This window comes from Bacillus sp. SRB_8 (genome assembly GCF_003264205.1).
Taxonomy (GTDB): Bacteria; Bacillota; Bacilli; order Bacillales; family Bacillaceae_G; genus Bacillus_A; species Bacillus_A mycoides.
Genome location: NZ_NADT01000008.1, coordinates 64,575 through 82,361 on the forward strand (window position 1 = coordinate 64,575; position 17,787 = coordinate 82,361).

Below are 17,787 nucleotides of genomic sequence, written 5' to 3' on the forward strand. Positions count from 1 at the left end.
GTCACTAACATAAATTTGTTAATGACTTTTTGTTTCTATAAAAAACCTTTCTAATCCTTCTTCCCAAGTAGGCATTTGTAAAAAACCATTTAATCGTAGCATGTTATGTTGAAAGATAGAATATTTTGGTCTCGCAGCCGCCGATCCGAATTCTTCAGTTGAAACAGGTAATACATTCACTTTCATATTTGCATACGAAAATATTTTTTGGGCAAATTCAAACCAAGAACATGATCCTCTATTGGATACGTGATACGTACCGTATAAAGAAGTGTGAATGAGCTTATTAATCATCATATTTAAATCTGCCACGTACGTAGGAGAGCCAATTTGATCCGCTACAACAGATATGTTTTCTCTCTCTTTTCCTAATCGTAGCATCGTTTTCACAAAATTATTTCCATACTTACCATACAACCACGATGTACGAACTATAAAATATTTATTATGTAACTCTTTTACGAACTGCTCTCCTGCAAATTTAGAAGCTCCATATATATTTATCGGTGCTGGATTATGAAATTCATGATAGCCATCCGGTTTGTCACCTGGAAATACATAATCGGTACTGACATACACTAACTTAGCCCCTACTAATTGTGAAGCAACCGCTACATTTCGAGCTCCAATCGCATTTATTAAGTAAGCAAGATCCTGTTCTTTCTCAGCACCATCTACCTTCGTATACGCTGCACAATGAACAATTGTATGTGGCTTTATTTCTTGTACCACTTGCTTAATTCGGGATATATTTGTTACATCTAATAACTTTTTATCAAATGGATATATGTCATATTCCTCAGAATTCAACTCTTCTTGTAGTTGCTTCCCTAGCTGACCGTTCGCTCCCGTTATGATAATCCGTTCTTTCATCTACATGCCCCTTACTTTTCTTTTAGTGGTTTCCACCAGTCTACATTGTTTTTATACCATTCCACCGTTTCTTTTAATCCTTGTTCGAACGTATACTTCGGTTCCCATTCAAACTCATTCTTCATTTTTTGTGCATCAATCGCATAACGACGGTCGTGACCTAAACGGTCTGTTACAAATTCAATATCTTTTTTCGTTTTTCCTAAAAGTTTTATAATTTGTTCCACAACATCTACATTTGTTTTTTCGTTATTTCCGCCGATATTATACACCTCTCCTACACATCCCTTATGCAAAACGGTGTCAATTGCACTACAATGATCCGTTACATGCAGCCAATCCCTTACATTCAATCCATCACCATATAATGGTAGTTTCTTTCCTTCAAGCGCATTCGTAACCATTAACGGAATTAATTTCTCAGGATATTGGTACGGTCCGTAGTTATTAGAACAACGCGTTATAATAACCGGTAATTGATACGTTTCATAATAAGATAAGGCTATCATGTCGCTACTCGCTTTACTTGAAGAATATGGACTATTAGGAGCTAGCGGGGTTTCCTCGGTAAACTTTCCTGTTTTCCCTAAAGAACCGTATACTTCATCTGTTGATACTTGCACGAGTTTAATATGTGAATATTTTTTCACTAACTCCAACAGCGTGACTGTACCTATTACATTCGTATCATAAAAAGGAATTGGGTTTTCAATACTACGATCCACATGTGATTCAGCTGCGAAATTTACAATTACTTGCACGTCACGTTCCTTAACAACATGTTCCAGCAGCTCTCCATTTTGGATTTTCCCTTTTACAAATGAGTAGTTAGGATTTTCTTGAATAGACTTTACATTATTTAAATTCCCGCTATATGTTAATGCATCGTAATTAATGATTTTATATGTTTCATAGTTTTTTAACATATAGTGAATGAAATTACTTCCAATAAATCCAGCTCCACCTGTAACTAATATATTCATAAACAACTCTCCTACTTAAAAACTATCTTCATATTCCTGAAGTAATGGTAATATTCGATCCTTATCGGACAAGATAGGATTTGTTACCGGCCATGGAATTGATAATTCTTTATCTTCCCAAAGCAAACCGGAATCGTGATCAGCACTATAATACTCATCTACTTTATACATAACAATTGTATGAGGTACAAGTGTACAAAAACCATGAGCAAATCCTTTCGGCACTAATAATTGCCTATGATTATCCGCACTTAAAATATAACCTCTCCACTTTTTAAATGTAGGTGAATCTTTTCGCAAATCAACGATAACATCATATATTGCACCTTGCATAACTTGAATGAGTTTCGTTTGTGCTTTCGGATTTTTTTGAAAGTGTAGCCCTCGAATCGTCCCCGAATGCGCTGAATAAGATACGTTATCTTGCAGAAATGAATGCGTAATCCCTAACGATTCTAGCATCTTCTTATTATAACTTTCAGTAAAAAAACCTCGCTCGTCTTCAAACAATCTCGGTTCTAACAATTTCGCATCGGTAAAATTTGTTTCTACAACTTTCATATTTTCACCTATTCTCCATTAAACTGTTTCCCAAAGTTTATATCCCGCGCTAACGTATTCGCTCTTTGAAGAGAAGCATGCGTTCCCGCATCAGTCCACCAGCCGCTCATTTCATTATAAGTAAGTACTCCTCGTTTTAAATACCAATTATTTATATCTGTAATTTCAAGTTCCCCTCTTGCGGAAGGTTTTAATTCTTTTATATAAGAAAAGACTTTCGAATCATACAAATAAATTCCCGTAACAGCATAAGAACTTTTCGGCTCATTCGGCTTTTCTTCAATTCCAATTATTTTTCGGCCTTGAATATGCGCTACACCAAATCGCTCGGGATCTTCTACAGATTGAAGCAGCACTTTAGCCCCTTCTTTTTGACTTGCAAACTCTTTAACATACGGGCAAATATCATCTGAAAAGATATTATCTCCTAATATAACTACCATCCGATCATTTCCTACGAAATCTTCACAAAGTCCTAGCGCCTGCGCAATCCCACCCGCCTTATCCTGCACACGATACGTAAAGGATACACCAAACTCTTGACCACTTCCTAGAAAGCTCACAACATCTCCCATATGCTCTTTACCGGTAATAATCATAATATCTGTAATTTCACATCGCTTCAGCTTATATACCGCATGATAAATCATCGGATACCGCCCAACGGGAAGTAAATGTTTATTCGTTACTTTCGTTATTGGATATAATCTCGATCCTGTCCCGCCTGCTAAAATAATCCCTTTCATCCTTCATCTCTCCCTTATGATGGAGATAGCACCTCTTTATAATGTTCCACAAAAATTCCCCGGTATTTCTCATATGTATCCGCATCAAACTCATCTCCGTTGTAATGAATACACCATAGATTTGCTTGATTAGGGATACCAATTAAATATCCAGCCTTTTGAAATTCTAAAGACTGTGACACATCATAGAAATGGAATCCTTGAAACAAATCCTCTCGCCACGGAATATCATACTGCGTTGCCATGAGTAAACCATCGATTGCTTGCACTGACATAAAAGATTGATTTCCATAAAACCCCTGATCCAAATTTAATAATTGATAATTCTGTCTTCTGTACTCAATCACTTTCCCGACTAAATTTTTTCCTTCCCACCATATCCCGTTACTCGGTAAAAACTGAGCACCAGCTACTCCAATTAAACCAAGCTTTTCATTTTCTTTAAAAAGCGAAATGAGGGTACAAAACATATCACGATTAATAAGGTAAGTATCTTGATGTATATATACTTTATATTTCGCCGGATATGAAAGTGCTCGATTGTACGCACTTGCCATACTTTTCGCATCTCGTATCGGAAAAATTTGCACTACATAGCCAGGGGGAACAACAATGTTTCTTATTTGCCTTTCGCATTGCTCGAAAAGCTCTTCATTATTTACACAAACAACGACTAATATTGTATGATCTTTCATTTTGTAGCCCTCTATTCTTCCTTATTCACATCTGACATATAGTTCTCTACAAATACTTTTCTATACTTTTCATAGTTCGTCATATTTACATCGAAATGATAATGAATACACCAAGCATCACGCTGCACAGGGACACCGACTGTATACCCAGCTTTTTTAAATTCAAAAGATTGGGATACATCATAAAAATCAAACCCATCAAATAAGTCCTCTCGCCACGGAATATCATATTGTGTCGCCATCAATAAACCGTCAATACATTCCACAGGAATAAATGTTTTCGATTCATGAAATGGTTGCTCTAAACTTGCCATATAAAACAAATCGTTCATATAACCAATGACTTTCCCGACAATCCCACGCCCTTCGTTCCATACACCATTTGGAGGAACATATTGAGATCCAACCATCCCAATCATTCCAAGATGTTCATGCTCCTCAAATAATTGAATTAATCCGTATAGAAAGGCTCCATTTATAATAAAGACATCTTGGTGTAAATACACTTTATACTTCGCTGGATGTGAAATGGCTTGATTGTATCCGCTCGTCATACTTTTTGCATTTCGAATCGGCATAAATTGTATAGTATACCCAGGAGGTACTGCCAATTTCAATATATGTCGCGCACATTGTGCATACAATTTCCGATCATTTATACATGTAACAAATAGTATTGTTTTTTCTGCAGCACTCATAATTGTGATTTTTCTGCTTCAATAATATATTGAAATACAACTGTCTCAGCCATGAAGCCACTTCCAAGACGATACTTTTTACAAATTCCATATAACTCTTCAATAAGTGGCTCATATATTTTATGATCAACATATACACGATCTACTTTACTAATAGAATATCCTGCTTTTAAAAACATTCTTAGCATTTCATTAAAAGTAAAGAAACGAATATGCGTTTTATCTAATAATCCATATTCTGTATACGTCCAATTTCCAGCGAGTAAGGGAGCTAATACTGAAATGTGCGCAACGTTTGGTATGCTAGCTAAAATCACACCATTTTCTTTTATATATGGCTTTACTTTCTTTATGACAGCCCACGGATCAAATAAATGCTCTAATACATCCCCGAATATGACACAATCAAATTGTTCCTTCTCATAAGGAAGATCTATTGTTTCTATATCACCTAAAATAACATGATCTAGTTTTTCTTTCGCTTTTTCGGCAGCCTCTGGGAACGCCTCAATTCCTGATACACGTGCTCCATTTTCTTTTATAGCCGCTCCTAATGCACCGCTCGAGCAACCAATATCAAGAACTTCTTGCCATTCCTTTTTTATATGCTTGAATAAATTAGGGTTTATCGCATTATAATAATGTTCAGATTTTTCTTCGTATAAAGAACTTTTCTCCCGATTCATTTCACACACTCCTTATGCAAATTGAATTTGAAATATAAACAAAAGATATTCTACAAAGGATGCCATCTCTATTGGTTGCATTACCGATAATCTAATATATAGCCATTCTACTATCATTAGAATAGCGACAAGTCATTTCCTAAAAATAGAACAAATTACATTTTATATTGTTTATCATAGATGCCTCTAAAATATTTACGGTTATATTCAATCGCAGCATTATTCGGAACATAAGAAGCTGCCAATTCATTATAATAATAAGCTTTATCTTGATCTCCTAATCTGCTATAACAAATACACATTTGTAAATATGGAATCCACGTATAACTAGCCGGACTGTGAAAAGGACTATCCTCTGCTAGCGGCACTTCAGTTGCTAGCTTAAACCAAAATATCGCTTCATTATACTTTTGTTGTTCCATATATATATATCCTATTCTTGTACAATTCTCTCCTCTAGGAATACCATAACGAAACGACTTCGTACAAGTTTCAACTGCCTTCTCCCAGTCTCCTAACTTCGCATAACAATCTCCTAACTTACCACATGCATAAATTTTCTCTTCATGCCATCCTTCCTCTTGATTAAGAAATGTTTCATACAGAAGAACCGCATCGTCGTATTTTTGATTATCCATAGATTCATTACCGTAATAAAATAAATCTCTCGGGCTTAATTCTTCTCCAGCTGCTACAGCATTTTGAAAAATTTTCAAATTACGATTCGTTATTTCTTTTTCTTTCTTATGTGTAATGGCGACATTACTATTGTAAATCTCACCTGAAACAGCTAAATACTCATGCACCTTTCCAAACCATTGAAATTGTTTTTCACGCTTTACAAGTCGATATCTTCTTGTGCAATATAAAGGTTTCCCATTAGAATCCATTACAAGATAATAAGGCATAGAAACAGCGTCAACTTTACCATCTAACTCTCGTTTTAATGTTTTCAGTGATTCTTGAGCTTCCTCTAATAACACATCATCAGCATCTAACCATAATATATATTCTTGCGTTGCTTTTGAAAACGCAAAATTTCTAGCTGCCGCAAAGTCATCAATCCACGGAAAATCGTGTATGTTAGAAGTGTATTTTGCTACAATTTCCTTCGTTCGATCAGTGGATCCTGTATCAACTACAATAATTTCATCAACAATTTTTTCTACCGCGTCCAAACATCGATCTATTGTATTTTCCTCATCGCGAACAATCATACATAGACTAATTGTAATTCCTTGCTTGTTCAACATAATCACCCTCTTCCAACTCAATCATATGTTATACATACAATAAACTTTCCATTTTTTTAACTTGTTCAAGCTATTTAAGATTTCTTTTTAATAATTCAAATGTCCGTGTCATTTTCTTGTGATTTTGCATCTACTATATAATGAAAGCTTTATGGAGGTGAATTTATGTCAAATAATAATTATTCAGATGGCTTAAATCCTGATGAATTCTTATCAGCTAGTGCATTTGATCCTAATCTTGTAGGTCCAACTTTACCACCAATACCACCGTTTACACTTCCAACCGGGCCTACTGGACCTACTGGGCCTACTGGACCTACCGTACCTACTGGGCCTACTGGACCGACTGGGCCGACTGGACCTACTGGGCCTACTGGACCGACTGGGCCTACTGGACCTACTGGGCCTACTGGGCCTACTGGGCCTACTGGGCCGACTGGAGACACTGGTACAACTGGCGCGACTGGAGACACTGGCGCAACTGGACCTACTGGGCCGACTGGAGACACTGGTGCAACTGGACCTACTGGGCCGACTGGAGACACTGGCGCAACTGGACCTACCGGGCCGACTGGAGACACTGGCGCAACTGGACCGACTGGGCCGACTGGAGACACTGGTGCAACTGGTGCGACTGGACCGACTGGACCGACTGGGCCTACTGGAGACACTGGTGCAACTGGTGCGACTGGACCGACTGGACCGACTGGGCCTACTGGGCCATCTGGATTAGGACTTCCAGCAGGATTGTATGCATTTAACTCTGCTACAGTTTCTTTAGCTCTTGGAATTAATGATCCTGTACCGTTTAACACGGTTGGATCTCAGTTTGGTACAGCAATTTCTCAATTAGACGCTGATACTTTCATCATAAGTGAAACTGGATTCTATAAAATTACTGTTATCGCATATACTGCAGCAGTAAGTTTATTAGGTAGCCTTGCAATTCAAGTTAATGGAGTTAATGTACCAGGTGCAGGCACAAGCTTAATCTCACTTGGAGCACCTATCGTTATCCAAGCAATTACACAAATTACAATAACTCCATCAATGGTTGAAGCAATTGTTACTGGAATTGGATTATCATTAGCTCTTGGTACAAGTGCATCCATTATTATTGAAAAAATCGCTTAATTTTTTTACTTAGCAGTAAAACTGATATCAGTTTTACTGCTTTTTCAATTATGAATTCAAGCATGAAACTTTCACTATCTACATAATCATATTGTTGTATGACATTTTGCAGGAGGCACAAATATGGAAAATAAATTTGCTGTTCAGCTGTATCTCGAGTTGTTAAAGAAAACAATTTTATTTGAAATATGGCTAGAGTATGAGCCATATTTACCTGCTTCATTACATATTTCTAAGGAACTTCCATATGAACCAGTTACCGTACCACTTCCTTTATTCATTAAGCAATATGCTGAAAACCATAACTTGAAAATTGTGAAACCAGATGTTTTAAAAAGTGAACGTCAAGATGGGATGGATTGGCCCAGAGCAGCACACAGTATGATCGGCCGGGAACGAATGAATCAATTACATGAAGCACTAGAAACAGTTGTCCGTGAAAATATAGAAGGTGATTTTATTGAAACAGGTGTGTGGCGCGGGGGATCGTGCATTTTTATGAATGGTTTTTTACAGGCAAATAACATTACTGATCGTAATGTGTGGGTTGCAGATTCATTTGAAGGTTTGCCAACACCGAATTTAGAACACTATCCGAAAGATTACGGAGATTATTTACACTCTTTCGATTACTTACGCGTTTCTTTAGAACAAGTACAAGAGAATTTTAGAAAATATGATTTATTAAATGATCAAGTAAAATTTTTAAAAGGCTGGTTTAAAGATACTTTACCAACAGCACCAATAGAAAAAATTGCAATTGCACGCCTTGACGGTGATATGTACGAATCCACAATGGATGGTCTCGTGAACTTATACGATAAAGTTTCTAAGGGTGGCTATATTATTATCGATGACTATGGACTACCAGCTTGCGCAGAGGCCGTGACAGACTTTAGAAATCATAGAAACTTAAAAGCTCCTATTACTAAAATTGATGTATTTGGTGTTTATTGGAGAAAAGAATAAGAGAAATTGCAATCGACAGGAGGTTCCATTTACACTCATTATCCTCTCTCACTTCTAACACAATAAAGTGGTCGTTTTAGGAATCTCCTTACATATAACAATCATTTGCTTATTATTCTCTCACTACAAAATGAAATTTCAATTAATAGAGAGACAACAAATAACTTGATAAAACAAATACTGTTCACTTAATTTTCCATCATAAGAAAGGAGTGTACTTATGAGCGAACTTGAAAAAGAACTGACTTTACTTCCCCCTCCCGAACTCGTCCAATATGTAGGTGGCGATTTCAAAAAAGTTGGAAAAGAGTTTCTGCAGCATTTTATTCAAATTGGCGCTTTACAATCAAATGAAAAAGTATTAGATGTAGGCTGCGGTGTCGGACGAATGGCTGTTCCATTAATGAATTATTTAAACGAAGATGGTGCCTATTATGGATTTGATTTGTTTAAAGAGGGTATCACATGGTGCAAAAATAATATTTCAACCATCCGTAACAATTTTCACTTTGAACATATCGACATATACAACCAATTCTACAACCCAAACGGAAAAGAAGATGCTGCCCAATATCGTTTTCCATATGAGGATGAATCATTTGATTTTATTTTCTTAACTTCGGTATTTACACACCTACTCCCAAAAGAATTAGAACATTATGTATCAGAAATCGTACGGGTTCTAAAAAAAGATGGTCGCTGCTTTATTACCTTCTTTTTAATCAATCCAGAATCATCTTATTACTTAAATTCTGGTCTAAGCACTTTAGCATTTCACCATCAAATTGAGAATTGTTATGTTGCCAATAAAGATATTCCTAATTTCGCTGTCGCCTATGCCGAAAAAAATGTTCACACTCTTTTAAATAAGTATGATTTGGAATTAACAAATCAACCTCATTATGGTTCATGGTGTGGCAGAACGGATTCTACGAGTTATCAAGATATTGTTCTCCTAAAAAAACAAACAAAAAAGGAGGGATAACGTGAATTCTTCTCTCGTGTCAATACTTATTCCAACCTTTAATCGCCCACACTATTTACAGATTGCTTTAGAAAGTGCTCTTAAGCAAACGTACCCAAATATGGAAATCATTATAGGAGACGATAGTACAAACGATAAAACAGAAAGATTAATCCATGAACAGTACTTGCCAAACTATTCTAATATAAAATACATACGGAATAGTACCACTTTAGGACAATTCCATAATGATCTTATGCTCTTAAAACACTCTGGTGGAGAGTACATAAATTTCTTAATGGATGATGATTTATTTTATAGCAATAAAATTGAAAGAATGATGACCTATTTCCAACAAGATTTAAATAAAAAACTTGCGCTAGTAACTTCATATCGCAACTGGATTGATGATCATGGAAACCCGACTGAAAGCAATGCTTCGATAAAAGAGTTATATAAAGAAGACACAATTGTAAATGGGAAAGATTTCGGAAATCGTATGCTTATTTCTGGGCAAAACATTATCGGAGAGCCTACCACCGTACTATTTCGAAAAGAATTATTAACGGAATCTTTCGGCACCTTAAATGGCAGAAATTATAATTGCAGTGTTGATATGGCCTCTTGGATTGCCTTACTTTCAAAAGGTGACGCAATGTATATTGCATCACCTTTAAGCTCATTTCGATTTCATACTGGTCAACAAGTACATCATAAGCTACTTGAAGGAAGTGAAGATTTTCTCCACCTCGTTTTAACAGCAAAAGAGTACGGTTTTTTACAAGATGAAGTCGATTATAGAACAAGTTTATTAAAAGCATATGAATGGTGTATAGGCTCTTTAGAATTTTACAAACAATACCCTAATCTCATTCCAGATGCACATGTTCGTCTTTCACATTGCTTGAATATAATTATAAAAAAGCTAAATACACAATAGCCCAGCATAAGGGAGGAGCTATTCCTCCCTGTTATGTATGACTTCCCACAAATAGTGGAATAAATGTATGAACAGTCTGCTTACATATTATTTTTACAATCAGGTCATCACCATACTTATTAGGAGATAGAAAGGAATTCATACAGTGAAAGATCCGAACACTCAATATCAAATAGACTACATATTAATATTCATTTTATTTGCCATTGGGATTGTTAGTTGCTTTGCTATCGCAAGTGCACAAGCTTCTTTACCACCATTTTTACAAAACGTAAATTTTGTATTAAAACAAATCCAATGGTATGCCATTGGATTTATCGCCATTGGTGTTATTATGGTTATTGATTTCGATCGCTATAAACAAATTGCTTGGTATTTATATAGCTTTGCACTCATACTTCTAATTGGCCTAGAACTTCAAGTTCCTGGCGCCGTTACAATTAAAGGGGCTACCGCGTGGTACAGACTTCCAGGAATCGGAAACTTTCAGCCTTCTGAAATTATGAAATTATTTTTGATTATCGTCGTTGGACGAATTATAGTGAATCATAATGAAAAATACCTTTTTCGGACAAGTCGTGAAGATTTCATTTTACTTTTTAAAATATTTGTAGCCAGTTTACCTCCACTACTTCTAATCGCAAAAGAACCTGATTTAGGAAACACAATGGTCATTTCAGCGATGCTTGTAACAATGGTTTTAGTTTCTGGTATACGTTGGCGCTTTATCCTTGGATTAACCTCCGGTATTTTCGCCATAGGCTCTACCTTAACATATATTTATTTCACGCATACAGAGTTCTTTAAAGAGCACATTCTAAAAGAATATCAATTAAATCGCTTCTATGGTTGGCTTGCACCTTATGAATATGACGCGCAAGGATACCAATTAAGACAAGCATTTTTAGCTACTGGATCAGGAGAGATGCAAGGAAAAGGATGGGAGAATAGACAAGTATATTTTCCAGAGCCACATACAGATTTTATTTTTACAAATATCGCTGAACAATTCGGTTTTTTAGGAGCAAGTGTTATTATTTCATTTTTTTTCTTACTCATTTACCGAATGATCCATATCGCTTTAGAAAGCAATGAACCTTTCGGTAGTTATATTTGCGCTGGTACAATTGGAATGTTTACGTTCCAAGTATTCCAAAATATTGGGATGACAATTGGTTTACTCCCTATTACAGGAATAACGTTACCGCTTATGAGCTACGGCGGGAGTTCACTGCTCACATATATGGTTGCTATTGGATTTATTTTAAACGTACGCTCAAGAACTAAAATCTTTATGTTTAAATGAACCATATCGAAAAACGGTATGGTTTTTTTCTATGTCCATTTTAGATATACTAATGAAAAAATGAGCTGGAGGTTTAAATATGAAATATGACATTATAGGTGATATTCACGGATGCTTCCAAGAGTTTCAAGATTTAACAACGAAACTAGGGTATAGCTGGGATAGTGGTATCCCAATTCATAACGCAAAACGAAGGCTTGCATTCGTTGGTGATATTACAGACCGAGGTCCTCATTCATTACGGATGATTGAAATTGTATGGGAGCTCGTAATAAATAGAAAAGATGCTTATTATGCTCCAGGGAATCACTGTAATAAACTGTATCGTTTCTTCCTTGGACGTAATGTTACAATCGCTCATGGGCTCGAAACAACTGTTGCAGAATATGAAGCATTGCCTTCTAATAAGCAACAAATAATAAAAGAAAAATTCATTACTCTTTACGAACAATCACCGCTATATCACATACTGGATGAAAAAAAATTAATCGTCTGTCACGCTGGTATTCGGCAAGATTACATAGGAAGACAAGATAAAAAAGTAGAAACCTTTGTATTATATGGTGATATTACAGGCGAAAAACACCCTGACGGCTCACCTGTCCGCCAAGATTGGGCGAAAGAGTATAAGGGTGAAACATGGATTGTTTATGGACATACACCTGTCAATGAACCTCGCTTTGTGAATCATACAGTCAATATTGATACTGGTGCTGTATTTGGTGGTAAACTAACTGGACTACGTTACCCTGAGTTGGAGACCGTTTCTGTCCCTTCTTCCCTACCTTTTGTCCCTGAAAAGTTCCGCCCAATTTCATAAAGTGAAACTTTAATCAGTGGGGGTTTTGTTCATCCCCCACTGATTATTAGCCCGCACCAATCGGGATAAATACCTCTACTTAATACAATTCACGATTTGCAGAGGATCATGGTGTTTTCTAGACATATTCCACACTAAAACTAGATAAAGCAATTAAAAAAAGATGCAATAAAGTGCATCTTTTTTTAATTGCACGGCATATACTGTCGCAGGAGGTGACGGAATGAAGAAAAAATCTTCTAAACAAAAAAGAAAATTCCACCCTTTATACCATCCCATGTATGGAATTAACAACTGGTGCAGTATTCGAGCGGCAGCTATAGAAGAAATAGAAGAACAAGAGTCATCAAAAAAAAGCAAACCGAGAGAAAAATATATCTCTTTAGAAAATGCTGTTATGAGGCGAATTATAGATAGCAGGAAAATAAAAGCAAAACAAAAAAAGAAGCTCGCTTCTAATAATGATGAACCTGTGCTTAATTCGGAAAAGATACAAGAAAATATAGAAGAAAACATTCCTGCAGCAATAAAGGAAAAAGTACAACCAGAAATTCCAGCTACTATTATAAATCAAGTAAAAAAAATAAAAGAAGCATTAATCTCGGGCAACGATGTACAAATAGAAAGATCCGCCCCTATTCAGGCTCCTGTACCTACACCTATAAAAAAAGAAAATAACAAAGGAGCTCGTCACGCATATAAAGAAGGACTTCACTCTAAAGCTGATGGAATCGCTTCACATGCAGAAGGGCTTCTTACACATGCAACGGGTCCCTTTTCTCATGCAGAAGGGACAAAAACAAAGGCAACTGGACATAGTTCGCATAGCGAAGGAAGTGAAACGACAGCAGGCGGCTCTTATTCTCATGCAGAAGGAAAACATGCAATTGCTTTGGGCGAAGCAGCACATGCAGAAGGAACCGCAACTATCGCTAACGGATTCTCATCTCATGCGGAAGGAAATCATACATCAACAGCTAATTTTGCAGGCAGCCATATTATGGGGAAATTTGGTACAGCAGAAGAAGCTTATTCCTGGTTTATCGCAAATGGGACAAATGACACTGATTATAATATAGGTGCCAAATGGCTTGCCCATAACGGAGAAATGTATATCGATGGTGCTTCTTACAATGCAGCTGGTACTGATTTTGCACAAATGTTTGAGGCAGCAGATCATAGCCCTATTGATATCGGCTATTTCATTACATTTAGTAGCGAAGAAAAAATTCGAAAAGCTACTTCAAATGATACATTCATATTAGGCATATCCAGCGCTACTCCTGCTCTCATAGGAAATAGTGGTGCTTTAAGTTGGCAAAAACGCTATAAAACAGATAGCTTCGGAAAACGTCAATATACGCGTACGGATACGCAAGAAATACGACCTCTTTTAAATACAGAATGGGATCCAGCTTGTAAGTATATATCAAGAAGAGACCGTACTGAGTGGCTTCCTGTCGGATTAATTGGACAAATGTTAGTACGTGATGACGGCACTTGCGAAACACACGGATATTGTCGTCCGAATGATGACGGCATTGCCACGAAAGCTGAAAGTGGCTTTTTCGTTATAAAACGTACTGGTGAAAATCAAATTTTAATATTATTTCGCTAAAAAAAGGGAACAAAATTCTTTTTATGATAAGAATTTTGTTCCCTTTTAATTGTTATGTAAAGCGTATTGCATATCCTCTGGGATACTTACGGTAAAAGTCATTCCCTTTTCTAAAATAGGATGATAAAACGTCAAAGATGTACTATGCAGCGCTTGACGTTTTATCACATCTCTTCGGCCACCGTATAGATCATCCCCAAGTAGCGGATTTCCTATATATGCCATATGTACACGAATTTGATGTGTTCTTCCCGTCTCGAGCTCAAGCGCTACATGCGTCTTATCGGAAGAACTCTCCATCACTCTAAAATGAGTAACAGCTCTTTGACCATCTTCACAGACAGTTCGCTCGATAATACTATCCGCTTTTCGTCCGATTGGCGCGTCAATCGTTCCTACTTCTTCTAAAATAGTCCCATGAACGATTGCCTCATACGTTCGTTTCACCCCTTTTTGTTGATGCTGCTTCGATAAAAGGTGGTGAACGAATCTATTTTTCGCAATTAACATAAGCCCTGAAGTATCACGGTCTAACCTCGTCACAATGTGCACCGTACTTGCAAGATTTTGTTTATCATAATGATATAAAAGAGCGTTTGCAATACTTCCTGACGGGTGCTCCCTAGACGGAATCGTCGACATATTTGCTTCTTTATTTATAACAAGAACCGCATCATCTTCATATACGATACATAAAGGGATATCTTCCACTTCCATCCCTTCACTTCTTTCCTCCACTGGAAAAAAGATTTGTAACTCTTCACCAGCTTGTAACTTGTGACGAACACTTGTGTGTTGACCGTTTACTTCAATTGCTCCCCCGCGGAACTTTATATCCGTTAAAGCAGCTTTCGAAATCCCTTTTGTTTTCAAAAATTCTCTAACTAAAGTTCCCTCTTCAGCCAGCCCTATATCCCATTTCAATGTAAATCTGTTCAAATATATAAACCCTCTCTATTTATCTGCAACAAACGAGTCACGAACACGTTTCCAGAATGGGAACGGACGGAAACGAACAAATCGTACTTTCTCGTTTGCAACGCGATACTGAATTGATTTCACATCTTGATGAACCATCGTCAAATGATCCACGGTAATTTGCATGTTCATTCCTGCAGCCGGCTTTAAAACGCATGTATGATGCTTCGGCAGTACGAGCGGCGAACCTACCGTACGAAATACACGATTGTTGATAGATGCCATTTCTGCAATTTGAATCGCTTCAATAGAAGGGTGAATAATTGCTCCGCCAAGCGCCTTATTATACGCGGTACTTCCTGAAGGAGTAGAAATACAAAGACCATCTCCGCGAAACGTTTCGAAATACTCTCCGCGTATTTCCACTTCTGTTACTAATGTACCTTCTGCACTTTTTACAGTCGCTTCATTCATCGCCAAATACTGCGACTCTTTACTACCATTCACATAGCGAATAATCACTTCTAAAAGTGGATATTCAACCACTTGGAACGGTGTTTTAGCGATTGCAATCACCAACTTCTCTACTTCCGTCGGTAACCAATCTGCATAGAAACCTAAATGCCCTGTATGTACACCAACAAATGCGGTTTCATCTAATCGATTATAGTAACGATGGAATGCATATAAAAGCGTTCCATCTCCCCCAACAGAAATTACAATATCAGGTTCCTTTTCATCCATTGTAAACCCAAAATCTAACAAGTATTCTTTCATCGTACTTGCTAGTGTATCTGATGATTGATCTCCCTTTGACATAATTGTAAATTTCATCGCCCAACACCCTTTAGTTTATGATTCAGAATCTTTCGTTTCCTGCTTTCGTGAAAAGACCTTTTGCGCTTCTTGAATTTCAAGACGAATGGAAGACATTTCTTCATCTAATAAAAACGCCGCTTCCGCTGCACGTTGTAAGCGTATTTTAATATCTTCAGGAAAACGTCCACTATATTTGTAATTTAAAGAATGCTCAATCGTTGCCCAAAAATTCATTGCTAACGTGCGAATTTGAATTTCAACTAACACTTTTTTCTCCCCCTGTATCGTTTGAACAGGATAACTAATGACAACGTGGTAAGAGCGATAGCCGCTATCTTTCTTTTGCGTTACATAATCACGTTCTTCTACAATGTCAAAATCATTTCGTTTTCGAAGATATTCTACAACAGGCTTAATCTCATCTACGAATTGACACATCATTCGAAGGCCCGCGATGTCCTGCATATCTTCTCTAATTCGGTCTAGCGGTACATTTCTCTTCTCCGCTTTATCAATAATACTTGCAACCGACTTTACCCTTCCTGTTACAAACTCAATTGGAGAATGCTCCGTTAACATTGCAAATTGAGTACGCATTCCTTTTAGTTTCACTTTCAGCTCCGCCACCGCTTGGTGATACGGTGCTAAAAATTCTTCCCAATTACGATTCATTTCAACCACCACCAAAATCAATCCATTTGCTTATAGAAACACTTTTTCTACAGCAGTTACTAGTTCTTCTCCGTAATTTGCATTACCTTCAATATTTTCAACTAAATATTCTACTTCTTCTTTTAATCCTTCTAATTCTATTTCAACATCATTCACGCGAATAAACATCGCTGTATCTTTATTCATCGCTTCATGCATTGCTTCCCAGCATGTATGCGGAATACTTACATAAATGAAAGATGATTCATTTTCTAAGATATATAAAAATGATAAATTGTCTGAGTCTACAAGTACGTGATTACGCGCACTTAACTCCTTTACCTCTATTTCAGTATTTTCCGCACAAAAAATAAGCGCATTCTCTCTCGTTTCTACGCTCTTAACTTGAATTTTATTTTGCATACTCGAACTCCTCCATCTCAACTTCCTGTCTTACTTAACAGTATTATTGTATCATAACATGGACGCAAACAAATAAAACATTGAACCAAATTTGCGAAAAAGCGATAATGTGGAAAGAATTATTTTTCAAAAGGAGCGCATACAATGACACAAGAAATTGAAATTGAATTTAAAAATATGGTTACAGAGGAAGAATTCCAAACATTATGCAAATCTTTTTCTATTGAAGCATTTACAAAACAAGTAAATCACTACTTTGAAACGCCTCACTTCTCTTTAAAAGATGCAGGCTCTGCACTTCGTATTCGTCATAAAGATGGAACTTATACATTAACATTAAAACAACCTGCTGAAATTGGTTTATTAGAAACTCATCAGTCTATAACAGAAAAAGAAGCACAACTTATGATGGAAACAAACACAATCATTCAAGGAACTGTAATGGGTCAGCTACACCAATTACAAATTCCCGTTTCCTCTTTAACTTATATGGGTAGTTTAACAACAGAAAGAGCTGAAATATTATTTGAAGGCGGAACGCTTGTCTTTGATCATAGTTTCTATTACAATCACGATGATTATGAAATTGAATACGAAGTGCAAGATGAAAAGACCGGTAAAGCAGCATTTATAAGGTTATTAAAGCAACATAACGTACCAGTTCGTCATACAAACAACAAAGTAAAACGCTTTTTCCTTGCCAAACAAAACGAAGAGCGCTAAAGTAAAA

The 17,787-nt window shown here is 36.7% G+C and carries 20 protein-coding genes; 8 read left to right on the forward strand and 12 right to left on the reverse strand.

What is annotated here, in order from left to right; all coding sequences use genetic code 11:
- Positions 1–18: 18 nt before the first annotated feature.
- The 8 genes from rfbD to B5P40_RS07150 form a co-directional block, all read right to left on the reverse strand.
- Positions 19–873 (reverse strand): dTDP-4-dehydrorhamnose reductase, encoded by an 855-nt coding sequence (gene rfbD / locus B5P40_RS07115; protein WP_002011383.1) that lies wholly within the window; start codon positions 871–873, stop codon positions 19–21.
- An 11-nt stretch (positions 874–884) separates the two neighbouring features.
- Entirely contained in the window at positions 885–1,856 is a 972-nt protein-coding gene (gene rfbB / locus B5P40_RS07120; RefSeq protein ID WP_002125972.1) for a dTDP-glucose 4,6-dehydratase, read from the reverse strand.
- Positions 1,857–1,871: 15 nt separating this feature from the next.
- Complete coding sequence (rfbC, locus tag B5P40_RS07125; RefSeq protein ID WP_002011381.1) at positions 1,872–2,417, reverse strand: dTDP-4-dehydrorhamnose 3,5-epimerase; 546 nt, start codon at positions 2,415–2,417, stop codon at positions 1,872–1,874.
- 8 nt (positions 2,418–2,425) lie between these two features.
- On the reverse strand, positions 2,426–3,163 hold the full coding sequence (locus B5P40_RS07130; RefSeq protein WP_113709022.1) for a sugar phosphate nucleotidyltransferase: 738 nt from the start codon (positions 3,161–3,163) through the stop codon (positions 2,426–2,428).
- Positions 3,164–3,177: 14 nt separating this feature from the next.
- Entirely contained in the window at positions 3,178–3,858 is a 681-nt protein-coding gene (locus tag B5P40_RS07135; RefSeq protein ID WP_002030417.1) for a glycosyltransferase family protein, read from the reverse strand.
- Positions 3,859–3,869: 11 nt separating this feature from the next.
- On the reverse strand, positions 3,870–4,556 hold the full coding sequence (locus B5P40_RS07140) for a glycosyltransferase family protein (RefSeq protein WP_002140852.1): 687 nt from the start codon (positions 4,554–4,556) through the stop codon (positions 3,870–3,872).
- A complete protein-coding gene (locus B5P40_RS07145) occupies positions 4,553–5,242 on the reverse strand; it encodes a class I SAM-dependent methyltransferase (RefSeq protein WP_113709023.1) in 690 nt (229 codons plus the stop codon). Before B5P40_RS07145 ends, B5P40_RS07140 begins: the two co-directional genes overlap by 4 nt.
- Before the next feature lie 155 nt (positions 5,243–5,397).
- Entirely contained in the window at positions 5,398–6,495 is a 1,098-nt protein-coding gene (locus tag B5P40_RS07150; RefSeq protein WP_002140850.1) for a tetratricopeptide repeat-containing glycosyltransferase family 2 protein, read from the reverse strand.
- Positions 6,496–6,660: 165 nt separating this feature from the next.
- Between B5P40_RS07150 and B5P40_RS07155 the strand changes: the two genes are divergently transcribed.
- The 7 genes from B5P40_RS07155 (at position 6,661) to B5P40_RS07185 (ending at position 14,246) form a co-directional block, all read left to right on the forward strand.
- Positions 6,661–7,629, forward strand: coding sequence for a BclA C-terminal domain-containing protein (locus tag B5P40_RS07155; protein ID WP_113709024.1), 969 nt, complete (start codon positions 6,661–6,663; stop codon positions 7,627–7,629).
- 123 nt (positions 7,630–7,752) lie between these two features.
- Positions 7,753–8,598, forward strand: a complete 846-nt coding sequence (locus tag B5P40_RS07160; protein ID WP_113709025.1) for a TylF/MycF family methyltransferase — start codon at positions 7,753–7,755, stop codon at positions 8,596–8,598.
- A 220-nt stretch (positions 8,599–8,818) separates the two neighbouring features.
- Positions 8,819–9,583: a class I SAM-dependent methyltransferase gene (locus B5P40_RS07165; protein ID WP_078202961.1), complete on the forward strand. Its 765-nt coding sequence runs from the start codon at positions 8,819–8,821 to the stop codon at positions 9,581–9,583.
- Position 9,584: 1 nt separating this feature from the next.
- Complete coding sequence (locus B5P40_RS07170; RefSeq protein ID WP_113709026.1) at positions 9,585–10,502, forward strand: glycosyltransferase family 2 protein; 918 nt, start codon at positions 9,585–9,587, stop codon at positions 10,500–10,502.
- A 145-nt stretch (positions 10,503–10,647) separates the two neighbouring features.
- The gene (locus B5P40_RS07175) at positions 10,648–11,808 is read left to right on the forward strand and encodes an FtsW/RodA/SpoVE family cell cycle protein (RefSeq protein ID WP_078202959.1); all 1,161 of its coding nucleotides are present in this window, start codon (positions 10,648–10,650) and stop codon (positions 11,806–11,808) included.
- Between the two features lie 79 nt (positions 11,809–11,887).
- Entirely contained in the window at positions 11,888–12,628 is a 741-nt protein-coding gene (gene prpE, locus B5P40_RS07180; RefSeq protein WP_113709027.1) for a bis(5'-nucleosyl)-tetraphosphatase PrpE, read from the forward strand.
- Positions 12,629–12,851: 223 nt separating this feature from the next.
- On the forward strand, positions 12,852–14,246 hold the full coding sequence (locus B5P40_RS07185) for a peptidase G2 autoproteolytic cleavage domain-containing protein (RefSeq protein WP_113709028.1): 1,395 nt from the start codon (positions 12,852–12,854) through the stop codon (positions 14,244–14,246).
- 45 nt (positions 14,247–14,291) lie between these two features.
- Here the strand turns inward: B5P40_RS07185 and B5P40_RS07190 are convergent, their stop codons facing one another.
- From B5P40_RS07190 to B5P40_RS07205, 4 genes are read right to left on the reverse strand one after another with little or no spacing between them, the layout of a single operon-like run.
- A complete protein-coding gene (locus B5P40_RS07190) occupies positions 14,292–15,185 on the reverse strand; it encodes an RluA family pseudouridine synthase (RefSeq protein ID WP_002125954.1) in 894 nt (297 codons plus the stop codon).
- Between the two features lie 15 nt (positions 15,186–15,200).
- Entirely contained in the window at positions 15,201–15,998 is a 798-nt protein-coding gene (locus B5P40_RS07195; protein ID WP_002011365.1) for an NAD kinase, read from the reverse strand.
- Between the two features lie 18 nt (positions 15,999–16,016).
- Complete coding sequence (gene yjbM / locus B5P40_RS07200) at positions 16,017–16,655, reverse strand: GTP diphosphokinase (protein WP_002125951.1); 639 nt, start codon at positions 16,653–16,655, stop codon at positions 16,017–16,019.
- 30 nt (positions 16,656–16,685) lie between these two features.
- On the reverse strand, positions 16,686–17,057 hold the full coding sequence (locus B5P40_RS07205) for a UPF0738 family protein (RefSeq protein ID WP_002011362.1): 372 nt from the start codon (positions 17,055–17,057) through the stop codon (positions 16,686–16,688).
- 144 nt (positions 17,058–17,201) lie between these two features.
- On the opposite strand from B5P40_RS07205, the gene B5P40_RS07210 reads away from it, so the two are divergent.
- Positions 17,202–17,780 carry a CYTH domain-containing protein gene (locus B5P40_RS07210; protein WP_002011360.1) on the forward strand — a complete coding sequence of 193 codons (579 nt, stop codon included), beginning with the start codon at positions 17,202–17,204 and terminating at the stop codon, positions 17,778–17,780.
- Positions 17,781–17,787: the final 7 nt, after the last annotated feature.

Coding starts and splice junctions, on each gene's coding strand:
- B5P40_RS07205 (WP_002011362.1), bottom strand. CDS start 17,057: ATGCAAAATAAAATTCAAGTTAAGAGCGTAGAAACGAGAGAGAATGCG.
- rfbC (WP_002011381.1), bottom strand. CDS start 2,417: ATGAAAGTTGTAGAAACAAATTTTACCGATGCGAAATTGTTAGAACCG.
- B5P40_RS07195 (WP_002011365.1), bottom strand. CDS start 15,998: ATGAAATTTACAATTATGTCAAAGGGAGATCAATCATCAGATACACTA.
- rfbD (WP_002011383.1), bottom strand. CDS start 873: ATGAAAGAACGGATTATCATAACGGGAGCGAACGGTCAGCTAGGGAAG.
- B5P40_RS07185 (WP_113709028.1), top strand. CDS start 12,852: ATGAAGAAAAAATCTTCTAAACAAAAAAGAAAATTCCACCCTTTATAC.
- B5P40_RS07160 (WP_113709025.1), top strand. CDS start 7,753: ATGGAAAATAAATTTGCTGTTCAGCTGTATCTCGAGTTGTTAAAGAAA.
- B5P40_RS07150 (WP_002140850.1), bottom strand. CDS start 6,495: ATGTTGAACAAGCAAGGAATTACAATTAGTCTATGTATGATTGTTCGC.
- B5P40_RS07210 (WP_002011360.1), top strand. CDS start 17,202: ATGACACAAGAAATTGAAATTGAATTTAAAAATATGGTTACAGAGGAA.
- B5P40_RS07155 (WP_113709024.1), top strand. CDS start 6,661: ATGTCAAATAATAATTATTCAGATGGCTTAAATCCTGATGAATTCTTA.
- prpE (WP_113709027.1), top strand. CDS start 11,888: ATGAAATATGACATTATAGGTGATATTCACGGATGCTTCCAAGAGTTT.
- rfbB (WP_002125972.1), bottom strand. CDS start 1,856: ATGAATATATTAGTTACAGGTGGAGCTGGATTTATTGGAAGTAATTTC.
- B5P40_RS07145 (WP_113709023.1), bottom strand. CDS start 5,242: ATGAATCGGGAGAAAAGTTCTTTATACGAAGAAAAATCTGAACATTAT.
- B5P40_RS07130 (WP_113709022.1), bottom strand. CDS start 3,163: ATGAAAGGGATTATTTTAGCAGGCGGGACAGGATCGAGATTATATCCA.
- B5P40_RS07135 (WP_002030417.1), bottom strand. CDS start 3,858: ATGAAAGATCATACAATATTAGTCGTTGTTTGTGTAAATAATGAAGAG.
- B5P40_RS07165 (WP_078202961.1), top strand. CDS start 8,819: ATGAGCGAACTTGAAAAAGAACTGACTTTACTTCCCCCTCCCGAACTC.
- yjbM (WP_002125951.1), bottom strand. CDS start 16,655: ATGAATCGTAATTGGGAAGAATTTTTAGCACCGTATCACCAAGCGGTG.
- B5P40_RS07140 (WP_002140852.1), bottom strand. CDS start 4,556: ATGAGTGCTGCAGAAAAAACAATACTATTTGTTACATGTATAAATGAT.